Origin of the sequence: Caenimonas aquaedulcis, from assembly GCF_015831345.1 — a bacterium.
Classification (GTDB): domain Bacteria; phylum Pseudomonadota; class Gammaproteobacteria; order Burkholderiales; family Burkholderiaceae_C; genus Ramlibacter; species Ramlibacter aquaedulcis.
The window spans coordinates 129,845-148,500 of sequence record NZ_JADWYS010000001.1; the positions used below are offsets into that span (position 1 = coordinate 129,845).

The following is an 18,656-nucleotide window of genomic DNA, read 5'->3' on the forward strand; positions in this document are numbered from 1 at the left end:
AATCCGCCGCACTGAAATTCCAAGGAGACACTCTCGTGAAAAAGCTCTATCCCTCCGCCGCGGCCGCCCTCGATGGCGTGGTGCGCGACGGCCAGCTGATGGCCGTGGGCGGCTTCGGCCTGTGCGGCATCCCCGAGGCGCTGATCGAGGCGCTCAAGGCCAGCGGCACGAAGAACCTCACCGTCATCTCCAACAACGCCGGCGTCGACGGCTTCGGCCTCGGCAAGCTGCTGGAGACGCGGCAGATCAGGAAGATGATCTCCTCGTACGTGGGCGAGAACAAGGAGTTCGAGCGCCAGTACCTCGCCAACGAGCTCGAGCTGGAGTTCACGCCGCAGGGCACGCTCGCGGAGAAGCTGCGCGCCGGCGGCGCGGGCATCCCCGCGTTCTTCACCAAGACGGGCGTGGGCACCATCGTGGCCGAAGGCAAGGAGCTGCGCGAGTTCGACGGTGAAACCTACGTGATGGAAAAGTCGCTGGTGCCGGACGTCTCGCTCGTGAAGGCCGCGATCGCCGACAAGTCGGGCAACCTGCGCTTCAACCTTACCGCGCGCAACTTCAACCCCGCCGTCGCGATGGCCGGCAAGGTCTGCATCGTCGAGGTCGAGAAGATCGTGGAAGTGGGCGAGCTCGCGCCCGACGACATCCACCTGCCGGGCATCTACGTGCACCGCATCGTGCTCAATGCGACACCCGAGAAGCGAATTGAAAAGCGGACTATTACCGAGAAAGCGGGAGCGTAAATCATGCCTTGGACCCAGGACCAGATGGCCGCGCGCGCGGCGCAGGAACTCGAGGACGGCTTCTACGTCAACCTCGGCATCGGCATCCCCACGCTCGTCGCCAACTTCACCGGCGACAAGGAAGTGTGGCTGCAGTCGGAGAACGGCATGCTCGGCATCGGCCCGTTCCCGACCGACGACAAGGTCGACGCCGACCTCATCAACGCCGGCAAGCAGACCGTGACGACCATCAAGGGTTCGTCGATCTTCGGCAGCCACGACAGCTTCGCGATGATCCGCGGCGGCAAGATCAACCTGTCCATTCTCGGCGCCATGCAGGTAAGCGAGCACGGCGACCTCGCCAACTGGATGATCCCCGGCAAGATGGTCAAGGGCATGGGCGGCGCGATGGACCTCGTCGCGGGCGTGAAGCGCGTGATCGTCCTCATGGAGCACGTCGCGAAGAAGAAGGACGGCACCGAGGACATGAAGATCCTCCCGAAGTGCACGCTGCCGCTGACGGGTGTCGGCGTGGTCGATCGCATCATCACCGACCTCGCCGTGATGGACGTGACGCCGCAGGGCCTGAAAGTCGTCGAGCTCGCGCCCGGCGTGACGCGCGAACAGCTGCAGGCCAAGACGGGCGTCCAGCTGCATTGAGCTCCGCCTCCGCGCTCGCCGGCCTCTGGCAGCTTGCCGGGCTGCCGGGGGAGGCGCTGGACTTCGCGGAGTTGGCCGGTAGCGATCCGGTCCTGCCTTCGTCCTTCGCGGTGGGAGCGGCGGCGCAGTCCACCATCGCCGCCGCAGCCCTCGCGGCTTGCGAACTCGGGCACCTGCGGGGAGCACCGCGCCAGCAGGTCAGCGTCGACATGATGCACGCCGCGCTCGAGTGCATCGGCTGGTTCAGCATCGACGGCCGCGTGCCCGACCCCTGGGACAAGTTCTCCGGCCTCTATCGATGCGCCGACGGGTGGGTGCGTGTGCATGCGAACTTCCCGCATCACCGGGACGGCGCATTGAAGCTGCTCGGGCTCGAGCCCGCGGCCGCGGATCGCGCGATGGCGGAGCAGGCCATGCTGTCGTGGAACGCCATCGATTTCGAAAGTGCCGCTGCGGCATCGGGCCTGGTGGCGACCGCGCTGCGCAGCTTCGAGGCGTGGGACGCATCGCCGCAAGGCGCGGCGATTGCGTCGCAGCCTTTGTTCACGATGGACCGGATCGGCGACGCGCCGCCGCTGGCGCTGCCCCCGTTGCGGGCGGAACAGCGCCCCCTGGAAGGGATCAGGGTGCTCGACCTCACACGCATCCTCGCGGGCCCCGTCGGCGGCCGCGCGCTCGCGGCTTATGGCGCCGACGTGATGCTCGTGAATTCGCCGCACCTGCCCAACATCGAGGCCATCGCCGACACCAGCCGCGGCAAGCGGTCCGCGCATGTGGACTTGCGCACGGCGCAAGGGCGTGCGGACATGGACCTGCTGCTCGAGGGCGCTTATGTGTTCATCCAGGGGTATCGCCCCGGGGGACTGGCCGCCCTCGGCTACGGTCCGCGGGAAGCCGCGGGCAGGCGGCCCGGCCTCGTGTATGTGTCGCTCAGCGCCTATGGCACGCAAGGACCCTGGGCGACCAGGCGCGGCTTCGATTCGCTGGTGCAAACCGCCATGGGGTTCAACCTGGCGGAAGCCCGGGCATTCGGCTCGGACACCCCGCGCCCCTTGCCGATGCAGATCCTTGACGAGGCCACGGGCTGCCTCATCGCGATGACCGCGGCCGCTGCGCTGCACCGCCAGCAGCGCGAGGGTGGCAGCTGGCATGTCCAGCTGTCCCTGGCGCAAACCGGGCAGTGGCTTCGCGAACTCGGCCGTGTCGAGGGCGGGCCTTCCGCAGCCCGGCCCTCGATGCAGCCTTACCTCGAAACCGTGCGTTCCGGGTGGGGCGAATTGGCCGGTGTGCGTCACAGCGCGCAACTGTCGCGCACCCCGGCGGCGTGGGTGCGCCCGTCGATGCCGCCAGGGAGCCATCCGCCCCGTTGGGACTGAGCAGTAGGGATCCCGCGCCACGCGCGCGGGCGGTTGGCGTTCGGCTGCTGGGGAAGCGCGCCGACAGGCGCTGTGCCCCTGCGCCTGCACATCCGCAGCGGCGCCCGGTGGAATATCCCTCCATCAACTCGCGCAAATCCGCGCGCGAACCGGAGAAACGCTGTGAACCTCACGAAGTCCCTCTTGCTGTGCGGCCTGCTCGCAGGCGCCTCGATGCAGGCCATGGCCTGCTATACCGTCTACGACCGCGCTGGCCGCGTCGCCTGGCAGGGCGACCAGCCGCCGGTGGACATGAGCCTGCCGCTGCACCAGGCGCTGGGCGCCCGCTTCGAAGCCGGCAGCAGCATGGTGTTCGACGCGTCGACGAGCTGCCCGTCCGTGATCACCGCCTCCCGCCTCGCGCCGGCGCGCGTCGGCTCGACGCTGATCACCGACCAGCGCACGGCGCAGGCGATGAACGTGCCCTTCAAGCCCATGATGGGCGGCCTGGCCCTCGTGGAGCCCCGCGATGCGCGGATGGAGCCCGGCGTGACGGTCCTGCCCTCGCAGACCTTCGCGCAGGCCCGGTCGGCCACGCAATCCATGGGCGCCGGTCCGGCCATCATCCGCGCCCCCGGCTCGGCCATGATCACCGAGTTGCGCGACCAGCCGACGGCCGTGAGCCAGTTCTCGCCGCGCTGATCCCTTGCCATCCATCGCGCCGGCCTGCAGGCTGGCGCGGATTTCCTGCAACGTGTCGCATGCCGCGTGCGCCCGCCACGGGCGCTGCATAGGATCGGGCCATTCCAACCCAACGAGGGCCCGACATGACGACGATTTCCCACTCCTCCCGCCGGGGCGCGACCCTGGCTTTCATCCTGGTCGCCGTCCTGGCGGCCGCCTCCGCCCTGGCCGCCGGTCCGGCGTGGCTGACCGGCTCCGAAACCGTCAAGGGCAACGGCGTCGTGAAGAAGCAGGACCGCGCGCTCGGGCGCTTCACCGGCGTCGCGGTGTCCCTGCCCGCGGAAGTGGAGGTCCGGATCGGCAACGCCGAAAGCGTGACGATCGAGACCGACGAGAACCTGCTGCCGCTGGTGGCCACCCGCGTCGACAACGGCACCCTGGAAATCCGTCCGGTGCGCGAGCGGCTCAGCCTCGAGCCGCGCACGCTCAAGGTCGTCGTCACGGCCAGGCAGATCGAAGAGCTGGCCGTCGGCGGCTCGGGCACCATCACCACGGACCCCCTGAAGTCGAAGAACCTGGAACTGCACGTGGGCGGCTCCGGCTCGATCCACGTGAAGAGCGCCGAAAGCGACAGCGTCTCGGCCGCCATGGGCGGCAGCGGCAGCGTGAAAGTCGGCGGGGGCACGACGCGCAAGCTGGAAATCGCCATCGGTGGCTCCGGCGGGGTCCAGGCCGGCGAACTGAAGGCGGACAAGGTGGAGGTGAGCATCGGCGGTTCGGGCGACGTCACGGTGTGGGCGCGCGAGAAGCTCGACGTGTCCGTCGCGGGCTCGGGCGACGTGAGCTACTGGGGCGACCCGAAGCTGCGCACGGCTGTCGTGGGCTCGGGCAGCATGAAGCGGCTGGGCGCCGCCCCGCGCTGACCCGATTCAGCGAAAGGGCCGGCTCAGGAAGCGCGAGCCGGCCAGGCCGAAGCGCCAGGGGACGTCCATTGCCTTGGTGATCCCGATGCGCGGGCCTTCGATGACTTCATGCGGGCCCTGCGCGGCCAGCACCTGGAAAGGCTTCCGGTCGAGCCGCATCCCGTTGAGCGCATGCGTGATTTCCAGCGCCTGCCCGAGCCGCCCCGGGCCCGAGCACAGCAGCCGCGGATCATCCAGGCCGCGGCGCGCGCGCATCATGTCCAGGCCCTGCAGCGGTTCCACCGCGCGGATCAGCACCCCCGCGCCGTGCCCTTCCTCGCCGCACACGAAATTCAGGCACCAGTGGATGCCGTAGGAGCGATACACGTAAGCGCGGCCGGGCGGGCCGAACATCACGGCATTGCGCGCCGTCGGCCCGGAGAAGCTGTGCGAGGCGGGGTCTTCGTGGTCGTAGGCCTCGGTCTCCACGATGCGGCCGCCGACACCGTCGACCAGCAGCGTCGCGCCGATCAAGGCGCGCGCCACGACCTCGGACCGTCCCGCGAAATCGCGCGGCCGCAGCAGTGCGTCAGGCGGCAAGGGCGGGTTCCTCGTCCGGTTCGTTCTCGCCGAGGAAACCGCCGCTCTGGTGCGCCCACAGGCGCGCGTACAGGCCGCCTTGCGCGAGCAGGGTGCGGTGGTCGCCTTCCTCGACGATGCGCCCGCCGTCCATCACCACGAGCCGGTCCATCGCCGCGATGGTGGAGAGCCGGTGCGCGATCGCGATCACCGTCTTGCCCTGCATGAGCGTGTTGAGGCTGGACTGGATCGCGACTTCCACTTCCGAGTCGAGCGCGCTGGTCGCCTCGTCGAGCAGGAGGATGGGCGCGTCCTTGAGCATCACGCGCGCGATGGCGATGCGCTGGCGCTGGCCGCCCGAGAGCTTCACGCCGCGCTCGCCCACGTGCGCGTCGTAGCCCGTGCGCCCGTGCAGGTCCGACAGCCCGCCGATGAAGGCGTGCGCTTCTGCCCGCTGCGCGGCGAGCAGCATCTCTTCCTCGCTCGCGCCGGGGCGGCCGTAGACGATGTTGTCGCGCACCGAGCGGTGCAGCAGCGAGGTGTCCTGCGACACCATGCCGATGTGGCTGCGCAGGCTGTCCTGCGTGACGTGTGCGATGTCCTGGCCGTCGATGAGGATGCGGCCCGACTCCACGTCGTAGAAGCGCAGCAGCAGGTTCACCAGCGTGGACTTGCCCGCGCCGGAGCGGCCGATGAGGCCGATCTTCTCGCCCGGGCGCACGGTGAGGGAGAAGTCCTGGATCACCGGCGTCTTCTTGCCGTAGTTGAAGTTCACGTGCTCGAACTTCACCTCGCCGCGCGGCACCTCGAGCGGCAGCGCGCCGGGGCTGTCGACCACCACGCGCGGCCGCGTGAGCGTGCCGATGCCGTCCTGCACCGTGCCGATGTTCTCGAAGAGCGACGCCATCTCCCACATGATCCAGTGCGACATGCCGCTGATGCGCAACGCCATCGCCGTCACGGCGGCGACGGCGCCGACGCCGATCTCGCCGTGCGTCCAGAGGAACATGGAATAGCCGCAGGTCGCGATGATGAGCAGCACGACCAGCGAATGGTTGACGATCTCGAACGCGGTGACGAGCCGCATCTGCCGGTAGCCGGTGGTCATGAATTCCGTCATGGCGGCGCGGGCGAAACCCGCTTCGCGCTGCGAGTGCGAGAACAGCTTGACGGTGGAGATGTTGGTGTACGCGTCGGTGATGCGGCCCGTCATCATCGCGCGCGCATCCGCCTGCTTCTTGCCGATCCTGCCCAGGCGGGGCACGAAGTACACGACCGAGATCGCATACAGCACGAACCAGCCGGCGAAGGGCAGCATCAGCTTCGCGTCGAAGCCGCCGGCCAGCGCGAGGATGGTGATGAAGTACACGCCGATGCCGATCACGACCTCGGTCGTCGTGAACACCATTTCGCGCACGGCGAGCGCGGTCTGCATCACCTTGGTCGTGATGCGGCCCGCGAACTCGTCGGAGTAGAAGGCCATGCTCTGGCCGAGCATCAGCCGGTGGAAGTTCCAGCGCAGGCGCAGCGGGAAGTTGATGGCGAGCGTCTGGTGCTTCACGAAGGTGTGCAGCGCGACCAGCAGCGTGCTGCCCGCGAGCACGCCGCCGACGACGAGCAGCATGTGCCCCTGTTCCTCCCACAGCCGCGCCGGTTCGATGTGGCCCAGCCAGTCGACGATGTGGCCGAGCAGCGCGAAGAGCCAGGCCTCGTAGGCCGAGATGCCCGCGCTCAGCACGGCCAGCGCGGCGATGTAGCCGCGGATGCCGTAGGTGCAGGCCCAGACGAAGGGGAGGAAGCCCTTGGGCGGCAGCGCCGGTTCGGCGTCGGGGTAGGGGTGGAGAAGTTTTTCGAAGAAGGGGAACAAAGGGGCTCCGGGGGTACTTCAGGTTTCGGCGACGAGGACTTCGGCGGGGATGCCGAGACCGCGATGAAGCCGGCGGATCATGGCCAGTGTCAGGGGGCGTTTGCGGTTAAGGACTTCATAGACACGGTTGGACTTGCCGATCATGGGTTCGAGGTCCTTGATGGCCAGGCCCGATTGCTCCATGCGGAATTTGATGGCTTCGATAGGGTCGGGGAGGTCAAGCGGGAAATGCCTGGCTTCCCAGGCTTGGATGAGCGTGACCAGGATTTCGAATCGGTCTCCTTCTTCGCTGCCGGGTTCGGGCTCCCTATCGAAAAAGGCCGACGCGGCCTTCAAGGCGGCGCGGTAGTCAGCATCGGTATGTATCGGTCGAACTTCCATGTTCACTCCATGTCGATGGTGAGCGCGTCGATGGCGTCGTACTGCGCATGCGTGCCGATGAATTTGACGTAGACCGCTTCGAACCGATAAGCCACGGCAACCACCAGCCTGAATTCATTTCCCTTGATGTTGAAGACCACACGGTTTCCCGGAAGGAAACTCGCGGAGCTATAGCGCTGCTTGATCTCCTGCGGGGTCTTCCAGGAGCTTTTGCGTGCCTCTTCGGCCCATGCACTCAGGGCTTGTGCGGCACGGGGGTGTTGGAGGCTGAAGTCACGAATCGATTTCAATGCAATCACACGCATGGATTTTAGTCCCAATTTGGGACTTGGTGGTCAGTGGTTTTGGCGTTCAGACTGCTATGGCGAGCCTCGAAAATACTGTATAAAGAAACAGTATTTTAAGCAGTTCGCCGTGCAACCCTTGTGCCTCGCTCCTCCGGTCTCCGTGCCCCACGTCTGGCGCACGCCTGAGCTTGCGCACGTGCATGAGCAACTCGTCGCCACCGGGCACGCCAGGCTGGACATCCACCTGCCCGGCGGCGGCTGGCCCGTGGGCAGCCTGGTGGAACTCCTGCAGGAACCCGCCGGCCCGCACGTCTGGCAACTGCTGCTGCCCGCCCTGGCCCAGGCCGTGCGGCAGAAGGCAGGGCCGGTGGTCCTGGTCGCGCCGCCCTTCGAGCCGTTCATCCCCAGCCTGGCCGCGCAAGGCCTGCCCGGCGAGCGGCTGCTGTGCGTCAAGGCCGGCAAGCCGTCGTCCCGCCTGTGGGCCGCCGAGCAGGCGCTGCGCTGCGCCGACGTGGTCGCCGTGATGGCCTGGCTGCCGCGCAGCAAGAGCGCCGAGCTGCGGCGCCTGCACCTCGCCGCCCAGCAGCATGACAAGCTGCTCTTCGTGATGCGCGGGCTGGATGTCCGAAACGACTCGTCGCCTGCGCGCATCCGCCTGCTGCTCGAAGGCACGGACACGCTGCAGCTGCGCATCCTGAAGCGCCGCGGCCCGCCGCTGGACACGCCGATCGAGTTGCCCGCGCATTCGGCGCGCGTGGCCGCGCTGCTCGCCGCACGCCAGGGCCGCGCCACCTCCCCATCCACTCCCACCCCCGCCATCGCCATACCGGCGCCGGCCTTGTCCCGGAGACCGCATGTACTGGATCGCGCTGCTGCCCTCCCGTGACGAGGAGCGCATCGCCTGGGGCTGGCGCGCATTGCAGTTCACGCCGCGCGTCGCCGAGGTCGATGAGGCGATCCTCCTCGAAGTCTCCGGCTCCGAGCGGCTGTGGGGCGGGCGCGGGCGCCTGCTGCGCGCGCTCGTGAAGGAATGCGAGCCGCTCGCGCGTGCGCGCTGGGCCGCCGGCGAGACGGCGCTGGTCGCGCTCGCGCTGCTGCGCATGAAGCTGCGCGGCGACGGGCCGCCCGAGCACCTCCCGCAGGACTTGCCGCTCGATGCGCTCAGCGCCGCGCGCGAGCACGTGCGTACGCTGGACCGCACGGGCTGTCGCACCTGGGGGGGCCTGCGCGCCCTGCCGCGCGCGGGCGTGGCGCGGCGCTTCGGCGCGGCCTTGCTCGATGCGCTCGACGCGGCGTACGGCGACAAGCCCGAGCGCTACGAGTGGCTGCAACTGCCCGAGGCCTTCGACATGAAGTACGAACTCGCGGCGTTGGCGACGACCGCGCCCGAGCTGATGTGGAGCGCGCAGCGCCTGCTCTCGCAACTGCAGGTGTGGCTGCAGGGCCGGCACCGCGGCGTGCTCGCGCTGGAGCTGGAATGGACGCTGGACCTGCGCCGCCTGAACGGCGTACGGCTGCCCTCGCACGAACAGCTCGTGATCCGCACCGCGCAGCCCACGCAGGACATCGCGCATTTGCGCCGCCTGATGAACGAGCACCTGTCGCGCGCGTCGCTGGCGGCACCCGCGAACTACCTGCGGCTGCGCTCGCTGGAAACCGTGCCCTGGGGCGGCATCAACACGAGCCTCCTGCCGGAGGACAACGTGAAGGGCGAGCGGCTGCATGAACTGGTCGAGCGATTGAGCGTGCGGCTGGGGGAGGGGAACGTGGTGGTGCCGTGCGTGACCGAGGATCACCGGCCGGAGCGGATGCAGGGGTGGGTGGCGGCTCGCGTTGCGAGGGAGCAAGGCACGTCACTTCCTCCCTCCGGCATGCAGGACGCGATCTATCCGCCCTGGCTCCTCCCCGAGCCCCTGGCATTGGAAGTCAAAAGAGACGTCCCCCATTATTTCGGCCCCCTGCGCCGCCTCACCCGCCTGTACCGCATCGAAACGGGCTGGTGGGAAGACGGCGAGCCGGCACTGCGCGACTACTTCATCGCGCGCAGCGAGAAGGCGGGCCTCGTGTGGATCTACCGCGAGCGGCCCTTGTCGCGCACGCTGGAGCACGCGACTTCGTTTCGCTGGTACCTGCAGGGGCTCTATGCCTGAAAGCCATCCCAAGCAATCGCCGCAGGGCTTGGGCGAAGACGACGGCCTGCCGCCCATCCTGCGGGGTGGTCCCGACGGCCTGCCCGCGTACACGGAGCTGCACTGCATCAGCAACTTCAGCTTCCAGCGCGGCGCGTCGCATCCGCAGGAACTCGTGCAGCGCGCCTACAACCTCGGCTACGCGGGCATCGCGATCACCGACGAATGCTCGGTGGCCGGCGTCGTGCGCGGGCTGTCCGGCTGGCGGCAGCACCAGGAGCTGATCGAGCGCCTGGAAAAGGAATCGCCGGACGACAGGCGCAAACGGGAATTCACGCTGCTGTACGGCAGCGAATTCCTGCTGGAAGGGTTCCGCCTCGTCGCGATCGCGCGCGACCTCGAAGGCTGGGGCGGCCTGTGCCAGTTCATCACCCACGCCCGCATGGCCGCGCCCAAGGGCGAGTACGACGTGAGCTGGGAGGAAAGTGACTTCACGCTGCTGCAGGGCTGCGAGATCCTGCTCGCGCCGCTGCGGGAGAGCACTCTGGACGCGGATGCGCTGCAAGCCCGCCTCGTGCAATGCCGGGCGCTCTTCGGCCGCGCGCTGTGGCTCGCCGTGGAGCTGCCGCACCTCATCGACGACGACCTCTGGCTGGCGACCTTGCAGGAAGCCGGCGAACGCGCGCACGTGCCGCTGGTGGCCGCGGGCGACGTGCACATGCACGTGCGCTCGCGCAAGCCCCTGCACGACGTGATCACCGCCGTGCGCGAAGGCCGTCCGGTGCGCGAATGCGGCATGGCGCTGCAGGGCAACGCGGAGCGCCACCTGCGCCAGCGCAAGCGCATCGCGTCCAGTTACCCGCCGGAAGTGCTCGCCGCCACGCAGGAGGTGATGCGCCGCTGCCGCTTCGACCTCGAGGAGATCAAGTACGACTATCCGGAGGAAGCCGTCCCCGCCGGCATGACGCCCACCGGGGCGCTGCGGCAGCTCACCTACGAATCGGCGAACGAGCGCTACCGGGGCCGCATCCCGGAGCGCATCGTCACGTGGATCGAGAAGGAGCTCAAGCTCATCGCCGAGTGCAAGTACGAGATGTTCTTCCTCACGGTGCACGACATCGTGCGCTTTGCGCGCAGCCAGGGCATCCTGTGCCAGGGCCGCGGCTCGGCCGCGAATTCGGTGGTGTGCTATTGCCTGGGCATCACCGCGGCGGACCCGGAGGATTCGCACCCGCTGCTCGAGCGCTTCATCAGCGTGGACCGCAAGAACGAGCCGCCGGACATCGACGTGGACTTCGAGCACGAGCGCCGCGAGGAGGTGATCCAGTACATCTACGGCAAGTACGGCCGCGAGCGCTCCGCCATCGCCGCGGTGGTGATCAGCTACCGCACGCGCAGCGCGATCCGCGATGTCGGCAAGGCGCTGGGCGTCGACGAGCGCCTCGTCGACCTCTTCGCGAAGGACCACCACTGGTTCGACGACCGGCTCGCGACGCAGCGCCTGCAGGAGATGGCGGCCACCGCGGGCGCCGCGATCGCGCCGCGCGACGCCGCGCTGTGGATGCACCTCACCGAGGAGCTGATGGGGTTTCCGCGCCACTTGAGCCAGCACGTGGGCGGCTTCGTGCTGACGAAGACGAAGCTCACGCGCCTCGTGCCCGTGGAGAACGCGTCGATGAAGGACCGCTCCGTCATCCAGTGGGACAAGGACGACCTGGAGGACATGGGCCTCATGAAGGTGGACGTGCTCGCGCTGGGCATGCTCACCGCGATCCGCCGCTGCATCGACTTCGTGGCGCTGCGCCGCGGCAAGCCCTTCACGCGCTACGACATCACGCATGCCGACGAGGCCACCTACGAGATGATCCGCCGCGCCGACACGGTGGGCGTGTTCCAGATCGAGAGCCGCGCGCAGATGTCGATGCTGCCGCGCCTGAAGCCCAAGGTCTTCTACGACCTCGTGGTGGAGGTCGCGATCGTGCGGCCCGGCCCGATCTCCGGCGGCATGGTGCACCCGTACCTGAAGGCGCGCGACCGGCGCGACAACGGCGAAGTCATCGAATACGAGCGTTCCACGAAGGACGGCGCCGAGCCGCGCCTGAAGAAGGCGCTGGAGCGCACGCTGGGCGTGCCGATCTTCCAGGAGCAGGTGATGGAGATCTCCATGCTCGCCGCCGGCTTCAGCGCGACCGAGGCCGATTCGCTGCGCCGCGCGATGGCCGCATGGAAGCGCAAGGGCGGCGTGGAGCGCTTCGAGGAGCGCCTCATCGGCGGCATGCTGAAGGAGGGCTACACGCGCGAATTCGCGCTGCGCATCTTCGAGCAGATCAAGGGCTTCGGCGAATACGGCTTTCCCGAAAGCCACGCCTACAGCTTCGCGCTGCTCGCCTACCAGAGCAGCTGGCTCAAGTGCCACGAGCCGGAGTGCTTCCTCGCGGCCATGCTCAATTCGCAGCCCATGGGTTTCTATTCGCCCTCGCAGCTGATCCAGGACGCGAGGCGCGCCGGCGTGCAGGTGCTGCCCCCCGATGTCTCCCACAGCGACTGGGACTGCACCCTTCAATGGGGGTCGGATTCCAATTTCCCCGATTCGAAACCCGCTGTCCGCATGGGCCTGCGCATGGTGGGCAGCTTGAGCGAAGCGGCGGGCCGCCGCATCGAGAAGTGCAGGGGGCTCGGGCCGTTCCGCAATACCGAGGACCTCACCTTGCGCGCCGCGCTCGACATGAAGGACCTCAACGCCCTGGCCGCCGGCGACGCGCTGATGTCGCTCGCGGGCCATCGCCGCCAGCAGGTGTGGGATGCGGCCGCGCAGCGCCGCGCGCCCGAGCTGCTGCAGGGCGCGCCGATCAACGAAGAGGCGCTGGAGCTGCCCGCCGCGCGCGAAGGCGAGGAGATCGTGTTCGACTACGCATCGCTCGGCCTCACGCTGCGCCGCCATCCGCTCGCGCTGCTGCGCCCGCGCCTGGCGAAGATGAAGCTGCTCAATGCCGACGAGCTGCGCGACCTGCCGAGCGGCCGGCGGGTCGCCGCCTGCGGCATCGTCACCGTGCGCCAGCAGCCGCAGACCGCCAACGGCACGATCTTCGTCACGCTGGAGGACGAGACCGGCCCCGTGAACGTGATCGTGTGGCGCAGCGTCCGCGAGGAGCAGCGCGACGCCTTGCTGCGTTCACGATTGCTCGCGGTGTGGGGCAAATGGCAGCGCGACGAGGAGAGCGGCAACGTGCGCCACCTGATCGCGGAGCGGATGGAGGACCTGACGCCGCTGCTCGGAAGGCTGGGGGAGCTGAGCAGCAGCAGCCGCGATTTTCACTGAGACCGTTACTTCAACTTCGGCGCCCGCCGGTGCCGCGTTCCCTGCTCGTACGCATAGGCCAGCCCGAGCAACTTCCCCTCGCTCCACGCCGTCCCCACGAAGCTCAAGCCGACCGGCAGGCCCATCGCGGCGCCCATCGTCACGCTGATCGTCGGGTAGCCCGCAACCGCGGCGGGCGACGAGCTCGACCCCTGGAACGAATCGCCGTTGACGTGGTCGGTGAGCCAGGCGGGCGAGCCGGTGGGGGCGATGATCGCGTCGAGCTTGTGCGCGGCCAGCACCTCGTCGATGCCCGCGCGCGCGAGGCGCCGCGCTTTCTCCGCGGCCTTCGTATAGGTCTCGTCGGTGAGCGGCCCCTTGGACTGCGCCTTCTCGAACAGGTCCTGCCCGAAATAGCGCATTTCCTTGACGGCATTGCGATCGTTGAATGCGATCACGTCGGCCAGCGACTTCACCGGCGCACCTTGCCGCTGCGCGAGGTATGCGTTGAGATCGGCTTTCAGCTCGTAGAGCAGCACCTCGAGTTCGTCGTCGTCGTAATCGCCGAGCGAGCCGAAATCCGCGGGGTCCACGATCTCCGCTCCGAGGCGCTTCAGGTCCGCGATCGCCTGTTCGAACAGGCGGTCGGTGTGGGGGCTGTACCCGGTGACCTTCTTGCGCGCGACCCCGATGCGCGCACCCTTGAGCGCGTCGAGCTTGAGGAAGGCGCGGTAGTCCGCCTCCACGTGGCCCTGCGCGGCCTTCGTCGCCGCGTCGGCCGCGTCGACGCCCGCGATCGCGCTGAGCACGGCTGCCGCGTCGGCGACGTTGCGCGTCATCGGCCCGGCCGTGTCCTGCGAGTGCGAGATCGGGATGATCCCCGAGCGGCTCACGAGGCCCACCGTGGGCTTCATCCCCACGAGCCCGGCGACGCCGGACGGGCACACGATGGAGCCGTCGGTTTCCGTGCCGATCCCGACGACCGCGAAACTTGCCGAGACGGCGGTCCCGGTGCCGGAACTCGATCCGCACGGGTTGCGCTCGCCCGCATAGGCGTTCTTCGTCTGGCCGCCCACCGCGCTCCAGCCGCTGCTGGATTTGCTGGAGCGGATGTTCGCCCACTCGGAGAGATTCGTCTTGCCGAGGATCACCGCGCCCGCGTCTCGCAGCTTGCGCACGATGAACGCGTCGCGCTGCGCGCGCGTCTCCGCCAGCGCGAGCGACCCGGCGGTGGTCGGCATGCGGTCGCCGGTGTCGATGTTGTCCTTGAGCAGCACGGGGATGCCGTGCAGCGGCCCGCGCAGCTTGCCGGCCTTGCGCTCCCGGTCACGTTCGCGCGCGATGGACATCGCTTCCGGATTGGTTTGCAGGACGGCGTTGAGCGCGGGGCCGTGCGCGTCGAACTGCCGGATGCGCGCGAGGCTGGCCTGGGTGATCGATTGCGCGGTGGCGCGGCCCGCCGCCATGTCACGTTGCAGCTGGTCGACCGAGGCTTCGACGATGGAGGTCGCGGCGTGGGCCGTGGTGGCGGCGAGCAGGAGGACGCCCAGGAGGCGAGGGGACCGGGAGTTCATCTTCGCGGCCTTCACTTCGCGGCGTACCGGCGCAGGAAGGCGAGCATCTTTTCCTTGTCGTAGGTCTTGTCGGCTTCCAGCAGGCCGGTGTTCTGCGATTGCAGCAGCTTGCCGTCCGCATCCAGCACCATCAGGTGGGGATAGCCCGTGATCCTGGGCCAGCGCGAGAGGAGGGCTTCGTTCTTGTTCTGGGGCGACCAGTTCACCTTCACCCACACGTACTCCGATTCGACGATGGACTTGACATCGGCGTTGTCGTTCACGAAGCGGTCGAGGATGTGGCACCAGGAGCACCACTCGCCGCCCACGTCGACGATCACGCGCTTGCCCTGCGCCTTGGCTTGCGCAGTGGCGGCGGCGACGTCCTTGGCGGCGTCGCGGGACGGGTCGAACTTCGCCGGCAGGTCGGCGGCGAAGACGGTGGAGGAGAGGGCGAATGCGAGGACGGCGATGGCCGTCCGCAGGGGGGAGGCGAAGGACTTCATGGGAAGCATTTTCCTCCACGTGACCTGGCCGTGTCACTGGAGCGGGTGATGGGAATCGAACCCACGTCTAAAGCTTGGGAAGCTGCCGTTCTACCATTGAACTACACCCGCGAACTGGCCCGGATTTTAACCGGTTGCGCCCACGCTTCCTTGCAAAGCGGATCAGCTATAAATGGACGGCTTCGCGATGGCGCGGCCGACCGACCGCCTGCGCCGCGTCCCCTACGTGCACCATCTGGAAGCCGCAAATGCTATCTGCCGATGATTTCGAGAAACGGCGCGCAACGCTGGTCGACGCCGGGCGATTCAGGGCGGCCCGGGCACTGGAGGAGCAATATCTCCGCGACCATCCACGCGACATTTCCGCCTATCGCAAGACCGCCGAGACGCTTGCTGCCATGGGGAATTACGCCGAATCGGTCCGGCAGCTGGAGCTGGCCATCGCGATCAAGCCACAGGTTCCCGGCTTGAGGAAGGCGCTCATCGTCAACCTGAAGCGCGCGGGATCGAGGGAGCGAGCCGCCGCCGAGCAAGGGCTGCTGGATGAATTGCTCGCCGTCCTGGAGCGACAGCGCTCAGGCACCAGGGAAGCGGATGCCAGCCTAGCGAAGGCCAGGAGCGCGATAGGGGCAGGCGATTGGACGGACGCTTTCCGCCTGGTCCACGCATGCGAACAGCAACCGGAGTCCTCCCGGGCTCTGATGTTCAGGCTCCATTGCCTGGTGCATGGCTGGGCCGCGGCGCTCCGGCTCGAGCAGAACCTGGTGCGCGAACTCGGGCTCGACGCGCCATCGCGGCTTCCCCTCGGACTGGCGATGCTCGGGATTCGCGCCCGGCTGTCGCTGGGTCTTTCGCGGGAAGGCCTGGACCTGGCACGCGGCGTTGCGGATGCCAACCCGGCGGAAGTGCAGCCCCGCATCCAGGTGGCCAATGCCCTTGCGCAGTTGGGGAACCATGCCGAAGCTATGACGCTTCGCATGGGCTTGTGGAACGACGGTGAAGCCGCCATGTTGCTTCCGGTGATCGCGGGCTTCGTGACGCTTCGCGACATCGAGGCCGGTGACGCCTTCCTCGCGTCGGCGGAGGGCCGCGGTCGGTGCCCCGATCCGGTGGCGCTTGGACGGGCCCGCATCGCCCTTCATCGCGCCAAAGGCGAGCACGATGCGGCGTTCGAGGCCACATTGGCCCTAGAGGCCCACCTGGACGAAGCGGAGTACGCGAAGGAACTGGCACGCCAGGCGTGCGACAGCCGGCGCAGCGACGTCCTCAATACGTTGCTCGAAAGGCTGGTCGGGTGGGCCGCCAGCGCCTCGCACCGAGCCCTGTACCTCAAAGCGGGGCCCCAGATCCTGAGGGCGCACTTCGCCTGCCTGTTGAACGCCGGCGCCATCCGTCCGTCCATGCAGGCGCTCGAAGCCGAAGTGCTGTCTCCCGCAGGCAGCAACGACATTGCGGGCATCCTGCTGGCGCAGGGCGAGTACAGGCGCTGCGAGGCGTTTCTCCAGGCCGCGGTTTCGCGGTTTCCATCGATACCGGGCTTGTGGACCAAGCTCCTGACCGCGCTCGGCCTGATGGACGACCAGGTGGCCCTGGCAAGCGCGCGCGCGCAATTGAAGGCCTGCATGCCGCCGACCGTCGCACTCGACATCATGGCGGGAGGCAGTGCCAACGCGTGGGATGTCGGCCAGCTGCCCGAGCTGCTCGAGCATGCGCTGAGTTCGCCGAACGCCAACCTCCAGGAACGGTTCTTCGTCTCGATGAGACGGCTCACGTTCGAACCCGGGCAGATCGCGGGCGCCATCGAGACCACCGTGGCGCGCAGCTCCGCGCTCAATGCGTCGCGCCTGCAGTTCATCATGAGCTATTCGCGCGACCGGCAGCTGTGGGACTCGTCGGTGACGACCCCCGTTCCGTTCTCTGCCTTCCAGGAGTCCCGTCGTGTCTCCGCCGCGCAGATCGCCGCGTCGCTGGCGCGTTGCGTGTCCGGGGATGCGGCGAGGGAGTTGACGCCGGTCGGCCGGCGCTGGATGGAAGATTGCATCGGCTTCGGACGCCGCATCGAGGCGGGCGCCGACGTCGCACTCATGCAGACCGCCGACTCCTTTGCCGACTGCGTCGCGCTGGCGCGTGTGTTGATCGAGCGCATCCGGTTGCGGCAACCCACATCCGCCCTGCGGATCGGCGATGGCGAAGGACACATGCTGCCGGCGCATCCGTTCGTGGCCGACAGGGTGGACGAGGATCGCGCCTTCATCCAGAACATCTGGTGGGGAGCGGGCCGGCTCACGCATCGGCGGGCCGAACGCATCGAGGAGGATTTCCGGCTGGCGCTGCGCCGGTGCGACATCATCGGCGTCGTCCCGCCATGGCGGTACGTGCGCGACACGCCAACGAAGGGTGAACTGATCCCGCAACACAGGGGGATCTTCAACAGCCTGGCGTATCTTGCCGGATCGGCCGAACGTATACCGGTGGCAACTTCAGCGCACTTCCATCATGACCTGCATATCTGGAACCTGTGGGGCGAGATTTTCGGCGCGGTGCGCAGCGTCTCGTGGATCTCGTGCCACGACATGTCGGAGTACCTGCGCAAGGCGCGCGGCGTCGCGACGCGCCAGCGAATCCTGATTCCGCCCGAGCAACGGTGGGCGGGCCTGTTCAAGACCCGGGCTCCGGGGGATTCCCGGCCGGAAACGCTGCTGGACCTGCATGACGACATCTGCGCGGCGATCTCCCCGCTCGAAGGCGAGGTTTACCTGGTCGCCGCAGGCTTCCTCGGGAAGTTGTACTGCGACCTGGTTTGCCGGCGGGGTGGCATCGCGATCGACATCGGCAGCCTCGCGGACTACTGGATGGGATTCGCCACGCGGGACTATCGCCTGGACCAGGAAGCGGATGTCGCGATTTCCAGCACATTCGTCACCGGCCACGATCTTCCCCGGACCGATACGCGCGAGCGGATCCTGGGCATCCCCGGCGCGGTGCGCTCCACGCTCGACGGACGGTACAACATGGCCACCGAAGAGGATGCGCACGCGGCGGCCAGTGTGCCGCGACACCAGCGACTGTTGCGAATCGTCGGCCATCCTCGCTGTGCGTCCGGCTTCATGGCCACGCTGTTCTCGGAACACGGGCTGGAGATCGGGCATGAAGTGCTGCTCAAGGATGGCATCTCCAGCTGGATGAGTGTCGTCGCCGACCTCCAGTATCCGTTCGGTGAGAGTACGCTCGATGGCATCGATTTCGAGCACACGCTGCTCCATGTTCGCGATCCGCGCGACGCGATCCCGTCCATCGTCCTGGAAAACGGCATTGCGCGCTCTTTCGCATTCCGTCGCCAGCACATCCTTCGCGCGACAGGGGAGGACATTGCGCGGTACGACAGGCCGCTGGAGCGCGCCACGGCGTCTTACGTCCACTGGCACCGCATGGCACTGGACCTGCAGCCCGAAGCCGTCATCCGGGTGGAAGACGCCGCCGAGGCGGTTCCCCGCTACCTGTCCGGCTGGTATGCGCGAGACACTTCCGGGGCAACGCGGCAAACCGCGGGTGTCGTCGGGTACAACGCCACCCAGAACACGCGACGCTTCAGCCAGCCCAAACCCAAACCGGGCCGCGGCGACTGGCTTTCGATGTCACCCGCCCTGGTCGAGGCGCTGGATGGACTCTGTGAACGGTTCGGGTACGTCCGGCCGTGGATGCACGATGCCGGGGCCGGGACGCCGTAGCTCCC

The 18,656-nt window shown here is 68.1% G+C and carries 15 protein-coding genes and 1 tRNA gene; 9 read left to right on the forward strand and 7 right to left on the reverse strand.

From position 1 onward, the window contains the following. The first annotated feature begins 35 nt into the window (after window positions 1–35). From I5803_RS00635 to I5803_RS00655, 5 genes are all read left to right on the forward strand, one after another. On the forward strand, window positions 36–743 hold the full coding sequence (locus I5803_RS00635; protein WP_196984497.1) for a CoA transferase subunit A: 708 nt from the start codon (window positions 36–38) through the stop codon (window positions 741–743). A gap of 3 nt (window positions 744–746) precedes the next feature. Further along, window positions 747–1,382, forward strand: coding sequence for a 3-oxoacid CoA-transferase subunit B (locus I5803_RS00640; protein WP_196984498.1), 636 nt, complete (start codon window positions 747–749; stop codon window positions 1,380–1,382). After that, entirely contained in the window at window positions 1,379–2,758 is a 1,380-nt protein-coding gene (locus I5803_RS00645) for a CoA transferase (RefSeq protein ID WP_196984499.1), read from the forward strand. The genes I5803_RS00640 and I5803_RS00645 overlap by 4 nt, the downstream gene beginning before the upstream one ends. 162 nt (window positions 2,759–2,920) lie before the next feature. Beyond that, a complete protein-coding gene (locus tag I5803_RS00650; protein ID WP_196984500.1) occupies window positions 2,921–3,439 on the forward strand; it encodes a hypothetical protein in 519 nt (172 codons plus the stop codon). Window positions 3,440–3,564: 125 nt separating this feature from the next. Further along, complete coding sequence (locus tag I5803_RS00655; protein WP_196984501.1) at window positions 3,565–4,344, forward strand: head GIN domain-containing protein; 780 nt, start codon at window positions 3,565–3,567, stop codon at window positions 4,342–4,344. Between the two features lie 6 nt (window positions 4,345–4,350). Here the strand turns inward: I5803_RS00655 and I5803_RS00660 are convergent, their stop codons facing one another. The 4 genes from I5803_RS00660 to I5803_RS00675 are packed head-to-tail and all read right to left on the reverse strand — an operon-like array spanning window position 4,351 to window position 7,455. Further along, window positions 4,351–4,923 (reverse strand): DNA-3-methyladenine glycosylase, encoded by a 573-nt coding sequence (locus I5803_RS00660; RefSeq protein WP_231402311.1) that lies wholly within the window; start codon window positions 4,921–4,923, stop codon window positions 4,351–4,353. Continuing rightward, window positions 4,913–6,769 (reverse strand): ABC transporter ATP-binding protein, encoded by a 1,857-nt coding sequence (locus tag I5803_RS00665; RefSeq protein ID WP_196984502.1) that lies wholly within the window; start codon window positions 6,767–6,769, stop codon window positions 4,913–4,915. Before I5803_RS00665 ends, I5803_RS00660 begins: the two co-directional genes overlap by 11 nt. An 18-nt stretch (window positions 6,770–6,787) precedes the next feature. Next, window positions 6,788–7,150: a helix-turn-helix domain-containing protein gene (locus I5803_RS00670; protein WP_196984503.1), complete on the reverse strand. Its 363-nt coding sequence runs from the start codon at window positions 7,148–7,150 to the stop codon at window positions 6,788–6,790. Window positions 7,151–7,152: 2 nt separating this feature from the next. Beyond that, window positions 7,153–7,455 carry a type II toxin-antitoxin system HigB family toxin gene (locus I5803_RS00675; RefSeq protein WP_196984504.1) on the reverse strand — a complete coding sequence of 101 codons (303 nt, stop codon included), beginning with the start codon at window positions 7,453–7,455 and terminating at the stop codon, window positions 7,153–7,155. Window positions 7,456–7,597: 142 nt separating this feature from the next. Between I5803_RS00675 and imuA the strand changes: the two genes are divergently transcribed. From imuA to I5803_RS00690, 3 genes are read left to right on the forward strand one after another with little or no spacing between them, the layout of a single operon-like run. Then, window positions 7,598–8,323: a translesion DNA synthesis-associated protein ImuA gene (imuA, locus tag I5803_RS00680; protein ID WP_354001606.1), complete on the forward strand. Its 726-nt coding sequence runs from the start codon at window positions 7,598–7,600 to the stop codon at window positions 8,321–8,323. Next, window positions 8,292–9,587, forward strand: coding sequence for a DNA polymerase Y subunit UmuC family protein (locus I5803_RS00685; RefSeq protein WP_196984506.1), 1,296 nt, complete (start codon window positions 8,292–8,294; stop codon window positions 9,585–9,587). The genes imuA and I5803_RS00685 overlap by 32 nt, the downstream gene beginning before the upstream one ends. After that, window positions 9,580–12,885 (forward strand): error-prone DNA polymerase, encoded by a 3,306-nt coding sequence (locus tag I5803_RS00690; RefSeq protein WP_196984507.1) that lies wholly within the window; start codon window positions 9,580–9,582, stop codon window positions 12,883–12,885. Before I5803_RS00685 ends, I5803_RS00690 begins: the two co-directional genes overlap by 8 nt. Window positions 12,886–12,890: 5 nt before the next feature. On the opposite strand, the gene I5803_RS00695 is transcribed toward I5803_RS00690, so the two are convergent. From I5803_RS00695 to I5803_RS00705, 3 genes are all read right to left on the reverse strand, one after another. Continuing rightward, window positions 12,891–14,438: an amidase gene (locus I5803_RS00695; RefSeq protein ID WP_196984508.1), complete on the reverse strand. Its 1,548-nt coding sequence runs from the start codon at window positions 14,436–14,438 to the stop codon at window positions 12,891–12,893. An 11-nt stretch (window positions 14,439–14,449) separates the two neighbouring features. Then, a complete protein-coding gene (locus tag I5803_RS00700) occupies window positions 14,450–14,923 on the reverse strand; it encodes a thioredoxin family protein (RefSeq protein ID WP_196984509.1) in 474 nt (157 codons plus the stop codon). A 37-nt stretch (window positions 14,924–14,960) separates the two neighbouring features. Further along, window positions 14,961–15,034, reverse strand: a tRNA-Gly gene (locus I5803_RS00705). Window positions 15,035–15,171: 137 nt separating this feature from the next. Between I5803_RS00705 and I5803_RS00710 the strand changes: the two genes are divergently transcribed. After that, the gene (locus I5803_RS00710) at window positions 15,172–18,651 is read left to right on the forward strand and encodes a hypothetical protein (protein WP_196984510.1); all 3,480 of its coding nucleotides are present in this window, start codon (window positions 15,172–15,174) and stop codon (window positions 18,649–18,651) included. The last annotated feature ends 5 nt before the right edge of the window (window positions 18,652–18,656 follow it).

Coding starts and splice junctions, on each gene's coding strand:
- I5803_RS00695 (WP_196984508.1), bottom strand. CDS start 14,438: ATGAACTCCCGGTCCCCTCGCCTCCTGGGCGTCCTCCTGCTCGCCGCC.
- I5803_RS00640 (WP_196984498.1), top strand. CDS start 747: ATGCCTTGGACCCAGGACCAGATGGCCGCGCGCGCGGCGCAGGAACTC.
- I5803_RS00700 (WP_196984509.1), bottom strand. CDS start 14,923: ATGAAGTCCTTCGCCTCCCCCCTGCGGACGGCCATCGCCGTCCTCGCA.
- I5803_RS00710 (WP_196984510.1), top strand. CDS start 15,172: ATGCTATCTGCCGATGATTTCGAGAAACGGCGCGCAACGCTGGTCGAC.
- I5803_RS00675 (WP_196984504.1), bottom strand. CDS start 7,455: ATGCGTGTGATTGCATTGAAATCGATTCGTGACTTCAGCCTCCAACAC.
- I5803_RS00685 (WP_196984506.1), top strand. CDS start 8,292: ATGTACTGGATCGCGCTGCTGCCCTCCCGTGACGAGGAGCGCATCGCC.
- I5803_RS00670 (WP_196984503.1), bottom strand. CDS start 7,150: ATGGAAGTTCGACCGATACATACCGATGCTGACTACCGCGCCGCCTTG.
- I5803_RS00690 (WP_196984507.1), top strand. CDS start 9,580: ATGCCTGAAAGCCATCCCAAGCAATCGCCGCAGGGCTTGGGCGAAGAC.
- I5803_RS00655 (WP_196984501.1), top strand. CDS start 3,565: ATGACGACGATTTCCCACTCCTCCCGCCGGGGCGCGACCCTGGCTTTC.